Source organism: Burkholderia sp. AU19243 (genome assembly GCF_018148075.1).
Classification (GTDB): domain Bacteria; phylum Pseudomonadota; class Gammaproteobacteria; order Burkholderiales; family Burkholderiaceae; genus Burkholderia; species Burkholderia latens_A.
In genome coordinates this window covers 185211-204600 of the sequence record NZ_JAGSTV010000005.1, presented here as the reverse complement: position 1 = coordinate 204600, position 19390 = coordinate 185211, and the positions used below count along the sequence as shown (strand labels likewise).

General features: G+C 70.3%; 16 protein-coding genes, 1 pseudogene and 2 riboswitches. Of the genes and pseudogenes, 9 read left to right on the top strand and 8 right to left on the bottom strand.

Going from position 1 to position 19390, the window contains the following annotated elements; translation table 11 throughout:
- The first annotated feature begins 31 nt into the window (after positions 1-31).
- The gene (locus KDW55_RS12255) at positions 32-1195 is read left to right on the top strand and encodes a M20 aminoacylase family protein (protein ID WP_212160636.1); all 1164 of its coding nucleotides are present in this window, start codon (positions 32-34) and stop codon (positions 1193-1195) included.
- 142 nt (positions 1196-1337) lie between these two features.
- Here the strand turns inward: KDW55_RS12255 and KDW55_RS12250 are convergent, their stop codons facing one another.
- From KDW55_RS12250 to cobA, 4 genes are read right to left on the bottom strand one after another with little or no spacing between them, the layout of a single operon-like run.
- Entirely contained in the window at positions 1338-2642 is a 1305-nt protein-coding gene (locus KDW55_RS12250; RefSeq protein ID WP_212160635.1) for a cobyrinate a,c-diamide synthase, read from the bottom strand.
- 3 nt (positions 2643-2645) lie between these two features.
- Positions 2646-3248, bottom strand: coding sequence for a cob(I)yrinic acid a,c-diamide adenosyltransferase (cobO, locus tag KDW55_RS12245; RefSeq protein ID WP_040144178.1), 603 nt, complete (start codon positions 3246-3248; stop codon positions 2646-2648).
- A 32-nt stretch (positions 3249-3280) separates the two neighbouring features.
- On the bottom strand, positions 3281-3658 hold the full coding sequence (locus KDW55_RS12240; RefSeq protein ID WP_069241390.1) for a cobalamin biosynthesis protein: 378 nt from the start codon (positions 3656-3658) through the stop codon (positions 3281-3283).
- Positions 3655-4404, bottom strand: coding sequence for a uroporphyrinogen-III C-methyltransferase (gene cobA, locus KDW55_RS12235; protein ID WP_212160634.1), 750 nt, complete (start codon positions 4402-4404; stop codon positions 3655-3657). The genes KDW55_RS12240 and cobA overlap by 4 nt, the downstream gene beginning before the upstream one ends.
- Positions 4405-4594: 190 nt before the next feature.
- Positions 4595-4759: riboswitch (cobalamin riboswitch) on the bottom strand.
- Positions 4760-4932: 173 nt separating this feature from the next.
- Positions 4933-5196: riboswitch (cobalamin riboswitch) on the top strand.
- A gap of 186 nt (positions 5197-5382) precedes the next feature.
- Between cobA and KDW55_RS12230 the strand changes: the two genes are divergently transcribed.
- The 8 genes and pseudogenes from KDW55_RS12230 to KDW55_RS12195 all read left to right on the top strand — a co-directional run.
- A complete protein-coding gene (locus KDW55_RS12230; RefSeq protein ID WP_040144180.1) occupies positions 5383-6441 on the top strand; it encodes a HoxN/HupN/NixA family nickel/cobalt transporter in 1059 nt (352 codons plus the stop codon).
- 26 nt (positions 6442-6467) lie between these two features.
- Positions 6468-7565 carry a cobalamin biosynthesis protein CobW gene (gene cobW, locus KDW55_RS12225; RefSeq protein ID WP_040144181.1) on the top strand — a complete coding sequence of 366 codons (1098 nt, stop codon included), beginning with the start codon at positions 6468-6470 and terminating at the stop codon, positions 7563-7565.
- Positions 7566-7571: 6 nt separating this feature from the next.
- Positions 7572-11390: a cobaltochelatase subunit CobN gene (gene cobN, locus KDW55_RS12220; protein WP_212160632.1), complete on the top strand. Its 3819-nt coding sequence runs from the start codon at positions 7572-7574 to the stop codon at positions 11388-11390.
- Positions 11387-12484, top strand: a complete 1098-nt coding sequence (locus tag KDW55_RS12215; RefSeq protein WP_209821055.1) for an ATP-binding protein — start codon at positions 11387-11389, stop codon at positions 12482-12484. The genes cobN and KDW55_RS12215 overlap by 4 nt, the downstream gene beginning before the upstream one ends.
- 68 nt (positions 12485-12552) lie before the next feature.
- On the top strand, positions 12553-13167 hold the full coding sequence (locus KDW55_RS12210) for a VWA domain-containing protein (protein ID WP_040144184.1): 615 nt from the start codon (positions 12553-12555) through the stop codon (positions 13165-13167).
- A 90-nt stretch (positions 13168-13257) separates the two neighbouring features.
- Positions 13258-13710, top strand: coding sequence for a YaiI/YqxD family protein (locus KDW55_RS12205; RefSeq protein WP_040144949.1), 453 nt, complete (start codon positions 13258-13260; stop codon positions 13708-13710).
- A gap of 122 nt (positions 13711-13832) precedes the next feature.
- Positions 13833-14423, top strand: coding sequence for a DUF1993 domain-containing protein (locus KDW55_RS12200; RefSeq protein ID WP_209824291.1), 591 nt, complete (start codon positions 13833-13835; stop codon positions 14421-14423).
- 227 nt (positions 14424-14650) lie between these two features.
- Positions 14651-14803, top strand: a pseudogene (locus tag KDW55_RS12195) (IclR family transcriptional regulator); the annotation flags it as partial.
- Positions 14804-14847: 44 nt separating this feature from the next.
- Here the strand turns inward: KDW55_RS12195 and cobJ are convergent.
- Genes cobJ through cobG form a run of 4 tightly spaced genes read right to left on the bottom strand, consistent with a single transcriptional unit; the run spans position 14848 to position 19295 of the window.
- Positions 14848-16587 (bottom strand): precorrin-3B C(17)-methyltransferase, encoded by a 1740-nt coding sequence (gene cobJ / locus KDW55_RS12190; RefSeq protein WP_209824292.1) that lies wholly within the window; start codon positions 16585-16587, stop codon positions 14848-14850.
- A complete protein-coding gene (locus tag KDW55_RS12185) occupies positions 16584-17318 on the bottom strand; it encodes a precorrin-2 C(20)-methyltransferase (protein ID WP_069241394.1) in 735 nt (244 codons plus the stop codon). The genes cobJ and KDW55_RS12185 overlap by 4 nt, the downstream gene beginning before the upstream one ends.
- Complete coding sequence (locus tag KDW55_RS12180; RefSeq protein ID WP_209821053.1) at positions 17315-17941, bottom strand: precorrin-8X methylmutase; 627 nt, start codon at positions 17939-17941, stop codon at positions 17315-17317. The genes KDW55_RS12185 and KDW55_RS12180 overlap by 4 nt, the downstream gene beginning before the upstream one ends.
- Positions 17934-19295 carry a precorrin-3B synthase gene (gene cobG / locus KDW55_RS12175; protein ID WP_280902803.1) on the bottom strand — a complete coding sequence of 454 codons (1362 nt, stop codon included), beginning with the start codon at positions 19293-19295 and terminating at the stop codon, positions 17934-17936. The genes KDW55_RS12180 and cobG overlap by 8 nt, the downstream gene beginning before the upstream one ends.
- Positions 19296-19390 lie beyond the last annotated feature (95 nt).

The following is a 19390-nucleotide window of genomic DNA, read 5'->3' as shown; positions in this document are numbered from 1 at the left end:
CAGCACATCCCCCGCAACAGGAGACGTCACCGTGACGCACAGCGTGATCCCCGCAGGCCTTGCCGACGAAATGATCCAGATCCGGCGCCGCATTCATGCCCATCCGGAGCTTGGCTTCGAGGAATTCGCGACGAGCGACCTCGTTGCCGGGCAACTGCAAGCGTGGGGCTATAGCGTGCATCGCGGGCTCGGCGGCACGGGCGTGGTCGCGCAGTTGAAGGTCGGCGACGGCGCGCGGCGCCTCGGCCTGCGCGCCGACATGGACGCGCTGCCGATCCACGAGTCGACCGGTCTTCCGTACCAGAGCACGATCCCCGGCAAGATGCACGCGTGCGGCCACGACGGCCATACGGCGATGCTGCTCGCCGCCGCGAAGCACCTTGCGCGCGAGCGATGCTTTTCCGGCACGCTGAACCTGATTTTCCAGCCGGCCGAGGAGGGCCTCGGCGGCGCGAAGAAAATGCTCGACGACGGGCTGTTCGAGCAATTCCCGTGCGATGCGATCTTCGCGATGCACAACATGCCGGGCTTCCCGACCGGCAAATTCGGCTTCCTGCCGGGGCCGTTCATGGCGTCGTCGGACACCGTGATCGTCGACGTGCAGGGTCGCGGCGGCCACGGTGCGGTGCCGCACAAGGCGATCGACCCGGTCGTCGTATGCGCGCAGATCGTCATCGCGCTGCAGACGATCGTGTCGCGCAACGTGTCGCCGCTCGACATGGCGATCGTTACGGTCGGCGCGATCCATGCAGGCGATGCACCGAACGTGATTCCCGATCGCGCGCAGATGCGCCTGTCCGTTCGCGCGCTGAAGCCGGACGTGCGCGATCTGCTGGAGACGCGCATCAAGGAAGTCGTCCATGCGCAGGCGGCGGTATTCGGCGCGACCGCGACGATCGACTATCAGCGCCGCTACCCGGTGCTCGTCAACGATGAGCGGATGACCGAGTTCGCCCGCGGCGTCGCGCGCGAATGGGCCGGCGAAGCGAACCTGATCGACGGGATGGTGCCGCTCACCGGCAGCGAGGATTTCGCGTTCCTGCTCGAGACGCGGCCGGGCTGCTACCTGATCATCGGCAACGGCGACGGGGAGGGCGGCTGCATGGTGCACAACCCCGGCTACGACTTCAACGACGCGGCGCTGCCGACCGGCGCATCGTACTGGGTGAAGCTCGCGGAGGCGTTTCTGGTGTGACGGCGAGTGACGGCGAACGTGTGGTCCGCGTTCCGCATCGTCGCATCGTCGCATCGACATCGAGCGGGCATTCGTCATCGCTGGCAGCGCGTCAAGCGATCGCGCATCAGCGGTCTCGCGATTCCGGTGTGACGCGCCGAACCTAGAACGCGCCCCCGCCGAACAGCGCCGCCGCTGCGTGCGGATTCGACGGCCAGTACATGTGCATGTACGTCGCGACGATCGCGCCCGAGCGATATACGGCTTCGCCGCTGCCCGGTTCGCCATCCGGCCGCGCGGCGGTCGCCACCGGCGCCAGCGGCGTATCGAGCCGCGAATAATGAAACGTATGACCGCGCATCGTTCCGGTGCGCGTCTCCAGCTGTTGCATCCCCAACGCCGCGAACCGGCGCTGCATCGTCGCATGGCCCGGCAGCAGCCCGAGCATCTTGGTCGTCACGCCATCCGCGTCGGCTAGCGATTCGCACAGGTACACCATCCCGCCGCATTCCGCGACGATCGGCCGGCCAGCGGCCGCGTGCGCGCGGATCGTGCGCGCGGTCACGGCATTCGCCGCGAGCGTCGCTGCATGCAGCTCCGGGTACCCGCCGGGTACGAACAGCGCATCGCAATCGGCGGGCACGGGCTCGTCCGCCAGCGGCGAAAAGAACTGCAACCGAGCGCCGAGGGCGTCCAGCAGCGCGAGATTCGCCGGATAGATGAACGAGAACGCCGCATCCCGCGCGATCGCGATCCGCTTGCCGGCGAGCGCGCGCGGCAGCGGCGCGGCAACGTCCGGTTCGGCGAACGTGACGGCGGGGGGCAAGTCGGCGAGCGCCGTCCCGGCGAGCACATCTGCCGCGCGCTCGAGCCGCGCATCGAGGTCGGCGATGTCGGCCGGCTGGTGCAGGCCGAGATGCCGTTCCGGCAGCGCGATCCCCGCATCGGCCGGCACGTGCCCGAGCCAGCGCAAGTCGCCGGGTAACGCCTGCTGCAACAGCTGCACATGGCGCGGCGAGCCGACGCGGTTCGCCAGCACGCCGTGAAACGGCAGGCCCGGCCGGAACCGCGCAAGCCCGAACGCGATCGCCGCGAACGTCTGCGCCATCGCCTTCGCGGAAATGACCGCGACGACCGGCACGCCGAATGCGACCGCGAGGTCGGCGCTGCTCGGCGTGCCGTCGAACAGCCCCATCACGCCTTCGATCAGGATCAGGTCCGCGTCGTATGCGGCGTCGGCAAGGAGCGAGCGGCAGCCGGCTTCACCGACCATTCCGAGATCGAGCGCATGCACGGGCGCGCCGCTTGCGCGTTCGAGCAGCATCGGATCGAGAAAGTCCGGCCCGGTCTTGAACACGCGCACGCGGCGGCCGAGCCGGCGGTGCAGCCGCGCGAGGCCGGCCGTGATCGACGTCTTGCCCTGGCCGGACGCGGGCGCGCTCACGAACAGCGCGGGGCAGGCCGGCATCGGTCAGAACTCCACGCCGGGCTGTGCTTTCACGCCTTGTTCCTTGTACGGATGCTTGACGAGCCGCATCTCGGTGACGAGGTCGGCCGCGTCGATCAGCGCATCGGGCGCATGCCTGCCGGTGACGACGACGTGCACCGACGCCGGTCTCGCGACCAGCGTCGCGAGCACCTCGTCGAGCGGCAGGTATTCATACTTCAGCACGGTGTTCAGCTCGTCGAGGATCACCATCCGGTACTCGCCGCTTTCGATCATCCGGCGCGCCTCGTCCCAGCCCTTGCGTGCGGTCGCGATGTCGGCGTCGCGGTTCTGCGTATTCCACGTGTAGCCGTCGCCCATCGTCACGAAGTCGCATTGCGCAAGCGCGCCGAGGAAGTCGCGCTCGGACGTGTGCAGCGCGCCCTTGATGAACTGCACGACGCCGAGGCGCATCCCGTGGCCGAGCACGCGCACGGCCATCCCGAACGCGGCCGTGCTCTTGCCCTTGCCGTTGCCGGTGTTGACGATCAGCAGGCCCTTTTCCTGAGTGGCGGCCGCCTGTTTTTTTTCATGGCCGGCGCGGCGGCGCTCGGTCATCCGCTGATGGGATTCGGCATCGGTCTTCATCGGAGTCGTCCTGTCGAAAGCGAAACAAAAGTTCAGAGCGGGCCGGCGAGCGCGACCGTCACGCCGCCCACGATGGATTTGGGGCCGAGCAGCCGGCCGGCCGGCGCCGCGAGCTGCGCGCACGGCTCGGCCACGCCGGTCACGCCGAAGCGCGCAACGGCGGCGGCCGACGGGCGGCTCAACGCGGGTGACGCGCACAGCGCGAGCTGCGCCGCGTCGAATGCGACGAGCGGCCAGCCGCGCCGCGCGCACAGCGTGCGCAGCGCCCGGGCGCGCGCCTTGTCGGCGAGCGTCGCGACGATGGCCGGCTCGACGTCCGGATGCTGCGCGAGCGCCGCGCGAATCGCGGCATCGAGTTGCGCGGCACTCGCGTTCGCGCGGAAACCGATGCCGAGCGCGACGCGCATCATGCACGCGCGCCGAGCGCGGTGTGCACGGCCGGCTCGTCGGCGAGCGCGGCAACGCGGCCGATCACGACGATCGCGGGCGACCCGATGCCGGTCGCACTCACGCGTTCGACGATCGTATCGAGCGTCGCGAGCACGTGCCGCTGCCCGTCGCGCGTCGCATTCTCGATCGCCGCGCACGGCGTGTCGCCGGCGATGCCGCCGTCGCGCAGCGCCGCCGCGATCGCGTCGAGGCGACGAATGCCCATGTAGATCACGATCGTCATTCGCGTCGCGGCGAGCGCGCGCCAATCGGGTTCGTCGGCGCCCGCACCGTGCCCCGTGACGAAGATCACGCCCTGGGCGTCGCCGCGATGCGTGACCGGAATGCCGAGCGCGGCCGGTGCGGCGATACCGGCCGTGATGCCGTTTACGACCTCGACCGGGTAACCGGCGGCACCGAGCGCGAGCAATTCTTCGCCGCCGCGGCCGAACACGAACGGGTCGCCGCCCTTGAGCCGCGCGACGCTGCGGCCCGCGCGCAGGTGCGCGAGCATCGCGGCGACGATCGCGTCTTGCGGCGTCGACGCATGACCGCCGCGCTTGCCGACGTGTTCGATGCGCGCGTCGGCGCGCGCGTGGCGCAATACGTCGGGGTTCACGAGATCGTCGACCAGCAGCACGTCGGCCGCGGCGATCGCGCGCACGGCCTTCAGCGTGAGCAGATCGGCGTCGCCGGGGCCGGCGCCGACAAGCCACGCGCGGCTCATCGGGCGCGGCACGGCGCGCACCGTGCGGTAGCGGTGGGAACGGGACAGCGAGCGGCACATCGGCGGCCGGCGGGCAGGCAGGGCATGGCGGATCGGGCGAAACCCGCGCACGCGCGGGCGGAATGCGCACCCTGTCCGTCCCTCGCGGACAGGGCGTTCGGCGCGCCGTTGGCGCGCCCCTTGCGTCGGCCGGTATCCGGGCTGGCCGCTTGCCAGGCCGCAGCCTTCCCGCCCCGGAGGGCAGTGGCATCGCGGGCGGCCTGGGCGCGTGCGGGGGAACCGCGGCGCGCGGGCGGCGTACCGTTGCGGGGACAGCACAGGCCGGGCGGCTTTCCGCCTCCTGTTTCCCGTTTAACTGCGCTCGCCGGAGGGCGGGCGCGAGCACCGAACGCGGCGCATACGATAGCACAGCGTCCGGCCCGCGCGAACCGCCGCGCGGGCGTCGCAGCCGGCCCGCGGCGCGGCGGGCTGCCATGCCGGGCGCCGCGCCGGCGCCCGATGCGCCTTGACGCTCCCCGCACCGCCGCCTACACTCGCACGCGTTTTGGTGCTCGCGCGTGCCGCTCCGGCGTGCGCAGTTAAACGGGAAACAGGGAGCCTGCCTGCACCGCAGTCGAGCCAACCTGTGCTGCCCCCGCAACGGTAAGCGAACGCGTCGCGCGCAGCGCGACGCAGCGCCGCTTCGCCGCATGCCTGCCGCATGCGGACGACCGCCACTGGATGCCGCGCATCCGGGAAGGCGAAGCGGCGTGTTCGTCAGCCCGGATACCGGCCAGGACGTTGGGTTCAGCGCCGCGGGGAGGCGGCGCATCGTCCACGGCCGCAGTACGCCCAGACGTCCGAACGTTTCCCGCTTCGTCCGCCGATCCGCCAGCAGCATGCATGCGCGGGCCGGCGCGGCGAGCGGCAGGCGGCGCGGGCAGGGCACGCGGCAGCCGTGTTGGCATTCACCATGTCGACCGTTCGCAAAGGAGCATCATGCTCGACTCGTTCTTCCGCCTGTTCAACGACAGCCCGTCCGGGCTGCGCGGCAAAATCGTCGCGATCTACGCGCTGCTCGTGACGTTCAACGTCGCCGCGTGGATCTGGGCCTTCGTCGCGTTTCGCGACCAGCCCGTGCTGCTGGGCACCGCGCTGCTCGCGTACGTGTTCGGGCTGCGCCACGCGGTCGATGCCGACCATATCGCCGCGATCGACAACGTTACGCGCAAGCTGATGCAGGAAGGCCGCAGCCCGCTCGGCGCGGGCCTGTTCTTCTCGCTCGGCCACTCGACCGTGGTGATCGTGATGTCGGTGGCGGTTGCGCTGACTGCGGCGTCGCTTGCGCGCTTCGAAAGCATGAAGACCTGGGGCGGCGTGATCAGCACGAGCGTGTCGGCATTCTTCCTGCTGGTGCTCGCGGCCGCAAACCTGCTGATCCTGATCTCCGTGTACCGGACGTTTCGCGCGGCCCGCCGCGGCGAGGCGATCGTCGATGCCGATCTCGACATGATGATGAACCGGCGCGGGGTGCTCGCGCGCCTGTTCCGGCCGCTGTTTCGCCTCGTGTCGCGCAGCTGGCACCTGTATCCGGTCGGCTTCCTGTTCGGCTTCGGCTTCGATACCGCGACCGAAATCGCGCTGTTCGGCATTTCGGCGACGCAGGTGCAGGGCGGCATGTCGTTCTGGTCGGTGATGGCGCTGCCGGCGCTGTTCACCGCGGGCATGACGCTCGTCGACACGACGGACGGCATCCTGATGATGGGCGCGTATCGCTGGGCGTATGTGCGGCCGATCCGCAAGATCTACTACAACATGACGATCACGTTCGTGTCGGTGCTGGTCGCCGCGCTGATCGGCGGCATCGAAGTGCTCGCGCTGCTCGCCGACAAGCTGTCGCTGGAAGGCCCGGTGTGGGCGTTCTCCACGATGGTCGCATCGCATTTCGGGATGCTCGGCTACGTCGTGATCGGCCTGTTCGTCGCGTGCTGGATCGTGTCGGCCGCGATCTACCGGCTCAAACGCTACGACGAGATCGACGTGACGCTCTCGGCCTGACTCCCTCATTCGACCCAGGATCTACCATGACCCTACGCAAGCTCCCCGTCACGATCGTCACGGGCTTTCTCGGCAGCGGCAAGACCACGCTGATGCGGCACATCCTCCAGCACGCGCAAGGCCGCCGTATCGCGGTGATCGTCAACGAATTCGGCGAACTCGGCATCGACGGCGAAATCCTCAAGGGCTGCGGCATCGGCTGCGACGACGCCGCGGGCGCGGACGGCGCGCAGGTGGAAGCGTCGGGGCAGCTGTACGAACTCGCAAACGGCTGCCTGTGCTGCACCGTGCAGGAAGAGTTCTATCCGGTGATGGAAGCGCTCGTCGAGCGCCGCGCCGACATCGATCACGTGCTGATCGAGACGTCGGGCCTCGCGCTGCCGAAGCCGCTCGTGCAGGCGTTCAACTGGCCGACGATCCGCAACAGCTTCACGGTCGACGCGGTCGTGACCGTCGTGGACGGGCCGGCCGCCGCGAGCGGCCAGTTCGCGGAGAATCCGCAGGCCGTCGACGCGCAGCGTCGCGCCGATCCGAACCTCGACCATGAATCGCCGCTGCACGAGCTGTTCGCGGATCAGCTGTCGTCCGCCGATCTCGTGATCGTGAACAAGGCGGACCTCGTCGCCGACGCGCAATTCGCCGACATCGAAGCGGCGATCCGCGACGAGATCCCGCCGCAAGTGAAGATCGTGCGCGCGACGCGCGGCGAACTGGATCTGGCGATGCTGCTCGGTCTCGAATCGGCGTCGGAGGAAACGATTCACCTGCGCCACGACCATCACGGCTCGGCCGACGACGGCGATCACGACCATCATCACGACGATTTCGATTCGGTCGTGGTGTCGGGCGACGCAGGCTCGCGCGATGCGACGATCGCGGCGCTCCGGCATGTGGTCGAGACGCACACGATCTACCGTGCGAAAGGCTTCGCCGCGCTGCCCGATGCGCCGATGCGGCTCGTGATCCAGGGCGTCGGCCGCCGCTTCGACAGCTATTTCGATCGCCGCTGGCAAGACGGCGAACCGCGCGCGAGCCGCTTCGTGCTGATCGGCGAAGATCTCGACGCCGCCGCGTTGCAGCGAGCGTTCGACGCCGCGTGCGCGGCGCAAACGCAGCAGGCGTGACGCACGATGCACCTGCTGCGCACCACGCCGGGCGGCTTCGTCGACGATACGCAGGGTGTCGTGCGGATCGACCAGCAGCCGGCCGACATCGTGATCCTGAGCTCGGCCGACACGACGCTGTCGCTGCTCGCGAGCATCGTGCCGAAGCTGCCGCGAGGGTTCCCGAGCGTGCGGCTCGCGAACGTCACGTTTCTGCGGCAGCCGGCGTCGGTCGACTTCTACGTCGACGACGTGCTGCGTCACGCGAAGACGGTCGTGATCGATCATCTCGGCGGCGAAGCGTACTGGCCGTACGGGATCGAACAGGCGGTGTCGCTCGCGTCGCAACGCAGGCAGCAACTCGCGATGTTCTCGGGCGACCTGCAGGAGGATCCGAACCTCGTCGCGAAGAGCACGGTCGCGCCGCAGTTGTGCCGGCTGTGGTGGCGCTACCTGCGCGAAGGCGGGATGCACAACGCGGAAGCGCTGCTGCGAAGCATCGCGTTCCATACGCTCGGCTTCGGCGACGAACCCGAGCCGCCGCGGCCGCTGCCGGCCGCCGCGCTCTATCACCCGGCGCGCGACCCGGCTAGCGTCGAGGACTGGCGCGCACGCTGGACGCCCGGCGCGCCCGTCGTCGCGATCGTGTTCTATCGCGCGCACTGGCAGGCCGCGAATACGGCCGTGTTCGACGCGCTGGCCGATGCACTCGTGCAAGAGGGACTGAATCCGCTGCCGATCGCCGTCACGTCGCTGAAGGACGCGGTGAGCCGAGAAGTCATCGCGCAGCTGTGCGACACGCAGCGCGTCGCGCTCGTGCTGAACACCACGGCGTTCGCGGCCGGAGCGATCGACAGCCCCGAGCCTGACGTGCTCGCGGGCGACGCGCCGGTGCTTCAGGTGATCCTGTCCGGCGGCAATCGCGACGCATGGGTGGCCGACAACCAGGGGCTGCATGCGCGCGACATCGCGATGCACATCGCGCTGCCGGAAGTCGACGGGCGCATCGTCACGCGCGCGGTGAGTTTCAAGGGGCTCGCCTATCGCTGCCCGCACACCGAAGTCGACGTCGTGCGCTATCAGCCGGACGCCGAGCGGATTGCGTTCGTCGCGGCGCTCGCGCGCGGCTGGTGCAGGTTGCGTACGCTCGACAATGCCGACAAGCGGATCGCGCTGATCCTCGCGAACTATCCGCAAAGCGACGGGCGAATCGGCAACGGCGTCGGGCTCGATACGCCGGCGTCCGCGCTGCGCGTGCTCGCGGCGCTGCGCGACGCGGGCTATGCGGTGGCCGATCTGCCGGCCGACGGCGACGCGCTGATCGCGCGGCTCACCGAAGGCGTGACGAACGATCCGGCCGAGCGCGCACTGCGCCCGGCGTTCCAGAGTTTCGCGCTGACCGATTACGTCGCGCATTTCGCGCGGCTGCCGGCTGCCGTGCGCGACGCGCTGAACGCGCGCTGGGGCGCACCCGAAGCGGATCCGACACTGCGGCACGGGCGCTTTCCGATTGCCGGCTGGCGCGCGGGGAACGTGTTCGTCGGCATTCAGCCGTCGCGCTCGCGCGACGACAACGACTATGCGAGCTACCACGATGCGGAGCTGGTGCCCCCGCATGCGTATCTCGCATTCTATTTCTGGCTGCGCGATGCGTTCGGCATCGATGCTGTCATCCATCTCGGCAAGCACGGCAATCTCGAATGGCTGCCGGGCAAGAGCGTCGCACTGTCGGACGCGTGCTGGCCCGATCTGACGCTCGGGCCGCTGCCGCATCTGTATCCGTTCATCGTCAACGATCCGGGCGAGGGCAGCCAGGCGAAGCGCCGCGCACAGGCGGTAATCGTCGACCACCTGATGCCGCCGCTCACGCGCGCGGAAAACTACGGGCCGCTGCAGGATCTCGAGCGGCAGGTCGACGAATACTATGAAGCATTGATGGTCGATGCGCGGCGCGCGAAGCTGCTGCGCAAGACGATTCTCGCGACGATCGCCGAGCATCGGTTGCACGACGAGCTGAGCGTGTCGCCGCCGCGCGATGCGGGCGACGAGGATGCGCTGCTCACGCGCGTCGACGCATGGCTGTGCGAATTGAAGGAAGCGCAGATTCGCGACGGGCTGCACGTGTTCGGCGCATCGCCGGCCGGTCGGCAGCGGCGCGATACGTTGCTCGCGCTCGCACGCTTTCCGGTCGGCGACGGCAAGGACGATCGCGCGGGGCTGATCGGCGCGCTCGCACGCGACCTCGCGCTCGGCGACGCGTTCGATCCGCTCGCGGCAGATTGGGCCGCGCCGTGGACGGGGCCGCGGCCGGCCGTGTTGCAGGCACTCGACGCGTCGCCGTGGCGTCATGCGGGCGATACTCGCGAGCGGCTCGAACTGCTCGCGCAGCAGTGGCTCGATGGCCTGTGCGCGTCGGACGGCGATCGTGCCGGCGGCGTCGCGAGCGGCGCGGCGCCCGAAGGCGAATGGCCGCACACGCTTGCAGTGATCGAACGCGTGCGTACGACGCTGATGCCCGCGCTCGACGCATGCGGCGGCGAGGAGCTGCGCCAGTTGCTGCGCGGGCTCGACGGCCGCTTCGTGCCGCCCGGGCCGAGCGGCTCGCCGTCGCGCGGCCGTCCCGACGTGCTGCCGACGGGCCGCAACTTCTATTCGGTGGACACGCGCGCGGTGCCGACGCAGGCCGCATGGTCGCTCGGGCTGAAATCCGCGCAGCAGCTGATCGAGCGCCATCTGCAGGATCACGGCGACTATCCGCGTGCAATCGGCCTGTCGGTGTGGGGAACGGCGACGATGCGCACTGGCGGCGACGATATCGCGCAGGCGTTCGCGCTGCTCGGCGTGCGGCCGAAGTGGGCGCACGGCAGCCATCGCGTGACCGACTTCGAGATCTTGCCGATCGAGATTTTCGACCGGCCGCGCATCGACGTGACGCTGCGTGTGTCGGGCTTCTTCCGCGACGCGTTCCCTAACCTGATGCACCTGTTCGACGCGGCGGTGCAGGCCGTCGCCGCGCTCGACGAGCCCGAGGAGCTGAACCCGATCCGGGCGCGCATCGAGCGCGAGCGCCTCAAATGGATCGAGCAAGGTCTTGCGCCCGACGAAGCGCGGCGCCGCGCCGGCTGGCGCGTGTTCGGTGCGCGGCCCGGCAGCTACGGCGCAGGCCTGCAGGAGCTGATCGACCAGCGCCGCTGGCAGACCGACGCCGATCTCGCCGGCGCGTACCGCCAATGGGGCGGCTACGCGTACGCGCAGAACAGTGCGGGCGACGCGGCGCCCGACGTGTTCGGCGCGCGGCTCGCGACGATCGACGTCGTCGTGCAGAACCAGGACAGCCGCGAGCACGACATCCTCGACTCGAACGACTATTACCAGTTCCAGGGCGGCATGACGGCGGCCGTGCGCCATCTGTCCGGGCGGCAACCGAGCGTTTATCACGGCGACCATGCGAATCCGGCCGCGCCGAGGATGCGCACGCTGCGCGAGGAAATCGCGCGCGTGATCCGCTCGCGCGTCGTGAATCCGAAATGGCTCGACGGCGTGAAGCGCCACGGCTACAAGGGGGCCGCCGAAATGGCCGCGACCGTCGATTACCTGTACGGCTATGACGCGACCGCGCGCGTGTTGTCGGATCATCAGTACGCGCTCGTTGCCGACGCGTACCTGTTCGACGCCGACACGCGCGCGTTCCTCGAACGCCACAATCCGAACGCGTTGCACGGCATCTGCGAACGCTTCGTCGAAGCGATGCAGCGCGGGTTGTGGCAGCAGCCGGGCGACTATCGCGAGCGGATCGAAGCGGTCTGGCTCGACAGCGAACAACTCCAGGAAGGAAAGCGGCGATGACCGATCCGACAACGCATCGCGCGCGCGCGGTATTTCCGTTCGCGGCGCTCGTCGCACAGCAGCCGCTGCAGCAGGCGCTGCTGCTCGCGGCGATCGACCCGTCGCTCGGCGGCGTGCTCGTCAGCGGGCCGCGCGGCACCGCGAAATCGACCGCCGCGCGCGCACTCGCGGAACTGCTGCCGGAAGGCGAATTCGTCACGCTGCCGCTGTCGGCGAGCGACGAGCAGGTCACCGGTACGCTCGATCTCGCGCATGCGCTCGCCGACAACGGCGTGCGTTTCCGCCCCGGCCTGCTCGCCCGCGCGCATCGCGGCGTGCTGTATGTCGACGAGGTGAACCTGCTCGCAGACGGCCTCGTCGATACGCTGCTCGACGTCGCCGCGAGCGGCGTGAACGTGGTCGAGCGCGACGGCGTGTCGCACGCGCACGACGCGCGCTTCGTGCTGGTCGGCACGATGAATCCCGAGGAAGGCGAGTTGCGCCCGCAACTGCTCGACCGCTTCGGTTTGATGGTCGAACTCGAGAACTGCTTCGACGCCGCACAGCGCGAGCGGATCGTGAAGGCGCGGCTCGCATTCGATCTCGATCCGGATGCGTTCCGCGCGCATCATGCGGCCGCGCAGGCCGAACTGCGCGAGCGGATCGATGCGGCACGCGCGCGGCTCGCGTCGCTGGATTTCGGCGATGCGGTTCATGCACGCGTGAGCGCGCTGTGCATCGGCGCCGCTGTCGACGGGCTGCGCGCGGATCTCGTGATGTTGCGCGCCGCGCGCGCGCTCGCGGCACTCGAGCACGCCGACGCGGTGACGATCGCGCATGTCGAACGCGTGGCCGATGCGGTACTGCGTCATCGGCGCCGTGCGCCCACGCCGCCGTCGTCGGAGGCGTCGCCCGCGTCGCAATCGAACGGCGAACGCGGCCGCGCCAGCGACGGCCGTTCGCCGCCGGAAGCACGCGAGCATTCCGGCGATCGAGCACGCGCGGCACCGGACGGTGCGGCGGCCTCGCAAGGCGACTGGGGTTACCTGCCGCCCGAACCCGCCGGCCTGCGTGACGTGAAAAGCGTGGTGCCGTTGCCGCTAAAAAAACGCTGAGCCATCGAGCCCGCGCCGCCGCGAACACCGTTCGCGGTCCTCGATGGCAGCCAGGCGCTGCGGCACGTGTGCCGGGTGCGGTGCCCGCAGGTACGGCCATTGCGTGGCCGCCGACGCTCGCCGCGAAGCGCGGGGATCCGCTGCACGCGAGCCATTTGCGCTTTCGCAAACGGGCCGGTGCGCCGCGTGCGCTCCATTGCTTCGTGCTCGACTGTTCGGCGTCGATGCTGTCGCACGAACGGCTCGCGCTCGCGAAAGGCCTGATCGTCGCGTATTTCGATCAGGCTGCGCGTGAGCGCACGGAAACCGCGCTGATCTGTTTCGGCGGCGACGGCGCCGCGCGGCGCTTCGGTCCGGCCGTGCCGCGTTGGTGGAATGCGCGCTGGCTCGAACCGGTCGACGGCGGCGGCGGCACGCCGCTTGCTGACGGCATCGCGGCCGCCGCGCAAATGCTTGCGCGCGACGCAAGACGCACGCCGGCCGCGGGCAAGCAGCGCTGGCTGTGGGTGCTGTCCGATGGCCGCACGCGCGAAACGCCGCCGAAGCCGGTGGATGCCGATCACGTCGTGTTCGTCGACTTCGATGACGCCGCCGTGCGGGTCGGGCAGGGCAGGCGGCTCGCCGACGCATGGGGCGCGCAATGGACGACGGCGGCGGCGCTGTGCGCGGGGCTCGCCGGCTGATCGGCTGATCGGCTGATCGAACGCCCGATTGCGCGGAGCGCGCGCCGGCGCTGCGCTATGATCGCCGTTTCTGCCGACTGGAACGCTGCCATGCAAATACTCGTTGATGCCGACGCGTGTCCCGCGGTCATCAAGGACATGCTGTTTCGTGCCGCACGCCGTGCCGAGATCTGCGTGACGCTCGTCGCGAACCAGTTCCTGCGCACGCCTCCGTCGCCGTTCATCAGGGCGGTGCAGGTGCCGGCCGGCTTCGACGTGGCGGATGCGCGGATCGTCGAGCTCGCGGAAGCGGGCGATCTCGTGATCACCGCCGACATCCCGCTGGCCGCCGCCGTGCTCGACAAGGGCGCGCATGCGCTCGATCCGCGCGGCAACTGGTTCAGCCGCGAGAACATTGACGAGCGGCTGTCGACGCGCGCGATGATGGACCAACTGCGTAGCGCGGGCATCGACACGGGCGGCCCGGCGCCGTTCAGCGCACGCGACGGCAACGCGTTCGCGTCGCAGCTCGACCGGTTTCTCGCCCGCCACGGCAAGCGTTGACGCGCTCGCGGGCCGGCGCGGCGATGCGTCACCGGTTTCGCGTCGAATCGTCTGCTGCGGCAGAATATGGATTCTGCCGCGTCATTGATCGTGCGGTGCGAACGACTCATCGGAGGGCATGAATGTCGCTGACCCAACTTCTCGTTCCAACCTTCACCCAGATGCTGCGCGCGCAATCCGCGTGGCTCGACAAGGCCGTCGCGCATCGGCAGGCCGCGGGCGACGCGTCCGATTCATCCGGCACGCCCGATGCGCTGCTGATGCTCAAGCTCGCGCCCGACATGTATCCGCTCGCCGCGCAGGTGCGGTTCTCGTGCTTTCAGGCGATGGAGCCCGTGCACCGGTTGCGCGGCGAGCCGCTGCCTGATGCGCTGCTCGCGTTGCGGGAGGCCGGCTGGCATGCGGATGCGCAGCCCGGCACGCTGAGCGACGCGCAAGGCATTCTCGCCGGCACGATTGCCTTTCTCGGCGAACTCGCGCCGGACGCGCTCGATGGCGGCGCCGCGTTGCCGATCACGCTCGAATTGCCGAACGGCATTGCGTTCGACATGACCGGCGAGCAGTATGCGCGCGACTGGGCGTTGCCGCAGTTCTACTTTCACTCGATCGCCGCGTACGCGATCCTGCGCCATCACGGCGTCGAACTCGGCAAGGCCGACTACGTGCCGCACATGCTGGCGTACGTGCGGCCCGGCACGATTCCGCAAGGCTGACACGGTTCGCGCCGCGAAGCGCGCGGACGATGCGCACGTTATTCATCGGCGCGGCAACATGTTGCCGCGCCGATGCCACGCGATCGCGGCACGATCGTGGCCGATAACGAAATGGTGTGACCCGGCCGGCGCGGTGTGCCAGGCCTCGGCGGAATCGCCTTCGGAAATGCGCGCCGGCCGACATCACACAGCACATTACGGCCGTGGCCTGCGCGTCGGAGATCGTGGTCGCGCCGACGCCCGACGGCGACGGGTATGGGTTATCGGTCGCCGGACCGGCCGAGCGGATTCGTCAGCATTGCGACGCGCACGCGGCGCTGCTGGTCGATGCGAAAGCGCGGTTGCTGACGGAGCAGGGGCACGGGCAGCAGGGGCCGTGAAGCGCGGCGGCGGAGGCGGGACGGTCCGCTCGTCCGTATAACGCTCAGCGATACCAGCGCGGCGTATACACCCACTCTCGGCCGCCACCGATCGCGAAACGCCGGGTCGTCGACGAACCGACGATCACCATCGTGCGCATGTCGACCTGATCGCTGCGCAGTGCGCCGAGCGTCGTCGTGGCGAGCGTCGCGCCGGGGCGGCCGATGTCGCGCCCGAGCACGACGACCGTATCGGCCGCGCGATGCGCGCGCACGACGTCGAGCGCACGATCGAGTTGCCATGGCCGTGCACGCGAAATCGGGTTGTAGAACGCCATCACCAGATCGGCCTGCGCGGCATGCCGCAGCCGTGTCTCGATCACGTCCCACGGCTTCAGGTTGTCCGATAGCGAGATCGCGCAAAAATCGTGGCCGAGCGGCGCGCCAGCCTGCGCGGCCGTCGCGAGCGACGCGGATACGCCCGGCTCGATGCGCAGCTCGACCGCCGCCCACTGCGGATCGCGTGCTTCGTCGAGCGCCTCCAGCACGGCCGCGGCCATCGCGAACACGCCGGGGTCGCCCGACGACACGACCGCCACACGCCGGCCCTCGGCAGCGAGCTCGAACGCATGACGCGCACGCTGCATCTCCTCGCGATTGTCGGTGCCGTGCACGCGCTGGTCGGCGCGGAACGGGCCGGCCATCGTCACGTAGGTCGTATAGCCGAGGATGTCGGTGGCGTCCGCGAGCGCGTTGCGCGCGGCGGGCGTGAGCCACGCGACATCGCCCGGGCCGAGGCCGAGCACCGTCAGGCGGCCGCGCGCGCGGCCAAGGGTGGCCGGATCGACCGGCTGCGCAGCCACCGCGCAGGCAAGACCGCCGGACGTTGCGTGCAGTGTGTGCGCCATGCGCAACGTGCTGCCGAGCAGCGTCGCGGCGTCGCACGCGCCAACGAGATCGTGTCCGGCGTCTGCATCGCGATCGAAATCGGCGAACCGCAGCGGCACGCCGAGCGTCAGCGCGGCCGCTTCAACGTGCGGATCGCCGAGCAACGCGGCCGGTGCGACGAGCGCGGCAAGCGCGAGCCGCGCGAGCCCGTGCGCGTCGAGCAATGCGCCGATACGCTCGGCAAGCGATGATTCGGCGTCGGCCGACACGCTGCTTGCGTCGATGCCGACCACGACGCTGCGAGGATGAATCACGAGCTCGTCGCGCGCGCCGCGCCACGCGTCGGGCGTTACGCGGATCGCGTGCGCGGCCGCGTCGTCACGCGGCAGCGCGACGTCGTCGAGCCACGACGCCGCGCCGTCGACCCGCGTGGCCGCGCCCGCGAGCAGATCCGACACGAAGCGCTTGCCTTGCTGCAGATCGGCGAGCGCATAGCCATCGGGCGGGTTCAGCACGCATGCGCCGAAGCGCAGCTCGCCGCTCGTCGTGATCGCCGGTGCGACCGCGAGGCACGCGGCGATTTCACGTGCGATCGCGTTCACGCCAGTCAATCCGCCGAGCAGCGGCACGACGGCCGAGCCGTCTTCCGCGACTGCGAGCACCGGCGGCTCGACACCCTTGTCGGCGAGTGCGGGTGCGATGCAGCGGATCACGATCCCTGCCGCGCACAGCGCGACGATCGGCAGCCCGCGCGCATAGAGTTCGCGCAGATGCGCGCCCAGTTCGCCAAACGGCACGTCGGCGTCCACGCGCGATGCGAGGCCGTGCACCAGTGCGCCCGGATAGCGCGCCTGGATGCGCCGCGCGGTATCAAGCGCGCTCGCGCCGAGAATCACGATCGCCGGCGGAGTCGTCATCCTTGCCATTTTTCCCCCGGCACGACGAGCAGCGAGAAATACGGCGACGCCATCGGATCGACTTCGTCGAGCGGCACGATGCGCTGGGTCGCCATCGTCGCGCGCTCGACGTACAGCGCGCGCTTCGCGAGCCCGAGCTCGTCGAGCACGCGCCGCACCTTGTCGAAGTTGCGGCCGAGCTTCATCACGACGGCCGCGTCGGCCTGCGCGAGCCGTGCGCGCAATTCGCGCTCGGGCAACACGCCCGACAGCACCGACAGGCTCTGGTTCCGATAGACGAGCGGCTGACCGAGCACGGCGGTGCCGCCGAGCATCGCGCACACGCCGGGAATCACTTCGGTGTCGTAGCGCGATGCGAGGCGGTCGTGCAGGTACATGTACGACCCGTAGAAGAACGGATCGCCTTCGCAGATCACCGCGACGTCGCGCCCCGCATCGAGGTGCGACGCGACGATCTCGGCGGCCGTGTCGTAGAAGTCGGCGATCACCGTCTCGTAGCAGAGCGGCGGCGCCAGCGCCTCGGTCGTCACCGGATAGACGAGCGGCAGTTGCGTCTGCGTATCCGCCAGGTGCGCCTCGACGATCCCGTACGCATTGCCTTTTTTGCCTTTCGCGACGAAATATGCGACGACCGGGGCCGCCTGCAGCACGCGCAGAGCCTTGATCGTCATCAGCTCTGGATCGCCGGGGCCGACGCCGACCCCGAACAGACGTCCGCGCGCGGCTTTCATTCGACCTCCGTCGCGAGGGCGTTGACGGCGGCGGCGGCCATCGCGCTGCCGCCGCGGCGGCCGAGCAGCGCGACGTACGGCACGCCGCGGCTGTCGGCGTCGAGCATCGCCTTCGACTCGGCCGCGCCGATGAAGCCGACCGGGAAGCCGAGGATCAGCGCGGGGCGGGGCGCGCCGGCGTCGATCATGTCGAGCAGATGGAACAGCGCGGTCGGTGCATTGCCGATCACGACGACGCTGCCGGCCAGGTACGGCCGCCACAGTTCGAGCGCCGCGGCCGAGCGCGTGTTGCCGAGTTGCCGGGCGAGGTCGGGCACGTCCGGTTCGCCAAGCGTGCAGATCACGCGATTGCCGGCCGGCAGCCGCGCGCGCGTGATGCCTTCGGCGACCATTTTCGCGTCGCACAGGATCGGCGCGCCGGCCGCGAGCGCGGTGCGGCCCGCCGTGCCGGCGCCGGCGGAGAAGCGCAGGTCGTACACGACGTCGACCATCCCGGACGCATGGATGACGCGCACCGCGAGTTTCTCCAGATCGGGCGGAATGCGCGACAGGTCGGCCTCGGCGCGGATCGTCGCGAACGACTGGCGGTAGATTTCCTGCCCGTCGCGAATGTAGTCAAGCATCGGTGGTGTCCTGGCTGTGCCGCGTGCCGGTCAGTCGGGCCGCGGCCTGGTCAATCGTCAGATGGCGCGCGAGCGGGGCGCCGAGGCCCGCGCCGGCGTCGCGCCGGTAAAGGTCGTAGTGCGCGGGCGCGACCGCGACGAGCGTATGCGTCGCGGGATGCGGCAGCGCGCAGTGGCGCTCGCAGCCGGTCACGTGCACGTCGAGCGGATGGCCGACGCGCGCGGCCAGTGCGAGCGCATCGCGCTTGGTATCGGCGCGCGACTTCGCGCACCCGGCGCTGCCGGTGCAGGCGACCAGCGCCGCCAACGGATCGGACGGCGTGCACACGAGTCCGAGCGCCGCCAGCGCATCGAGCACGGCTGGCGCGCGTTCGCACCGCACGCCGTGCACGAACACGCCTTGCCACGGCGTCATCGTCAGCGTGCCGTCGCCGTCGCTTTCGGCGAGTGCAGCGAGCCGTTCAAGCTGCGTCGCGTCGAGCCGGCCGAGCACGAACTGCGCGCCGACGCTGCAGCGGCCCGCGGTGCGCACCGGACGCGCGCCGAAGCGCAGCGCGGCGTCGGCATGCGGCCGTCGCCAGCCTGCCAATGCGGGATCGGCTCCGAGCGGGAAGGGCGCGTACTGCTGCGCGCGTTCGCGCAATGCCGGTTCGGCGCGGCTCGCGAGCAGCGCGCGCATCCGCGTCACGTCGGCCGGCGCCAGATCGAGGAACGCAAGCAGCAACGCGCGCACGAGCGCAACGGCCTGGTCCGGCGCGACGTCCAGCGCAGCGGGCCGGTCGCCCTGCGCGACCGGCGGGCAGCCGGCCAGGCCCGCGGCCAGTCGCAGCGCGCCGTCGCCGCGGCGCCATGCGGCGAGCCAGATGTCGTGCGGATGGTCGAGCGCGGCGACCGATTCGCCGCCGTCGAGCTGGATCGCGAATTTCGGCGACAGCTCGCCTCGGCGCGGCTCGCGCGCGAGCATGTCGAGCAACGGCGCGGCGACCGCGCGCGTGTCGAGCAGTGCGTGGGGATCGCGCCCCGCGAGCGGGCTGAGCATCAGGTTGCGGACGTCGTCGGTCGCGGCGAGCGCGGCGCGGCTGGCGGCGGCGCCATCGCCGCCCGGACGCGGGCCGAGCCCCGCACCGAGCAACGCGTCGGCCAGCGCATCGGCCGCGCCGTTCCGGATGCCGCGCAGCTGGAGATTCGCGCGATTGGTCGCGTCGATCGCGCCGGAGCCGTACATGCGGGCCGCTTCGGCGATCGCGCGTGCCTGCCGTGCGTCGACGCTGCCGCCGGGCAGCTTGATCCGGCACAGCCCGCCGTCAGCGGCCGCGACGACGCGCACGAGGCCCGGACAGGCCGACGGGCGCACGACAGGCGAGGCAGGATTCGAATCGGGGGCGGATCTCAACGGGATACCGGGGCAGTGTCGCGCCGCGGCCAACGCTTCGGTACACCCCGCCCGAC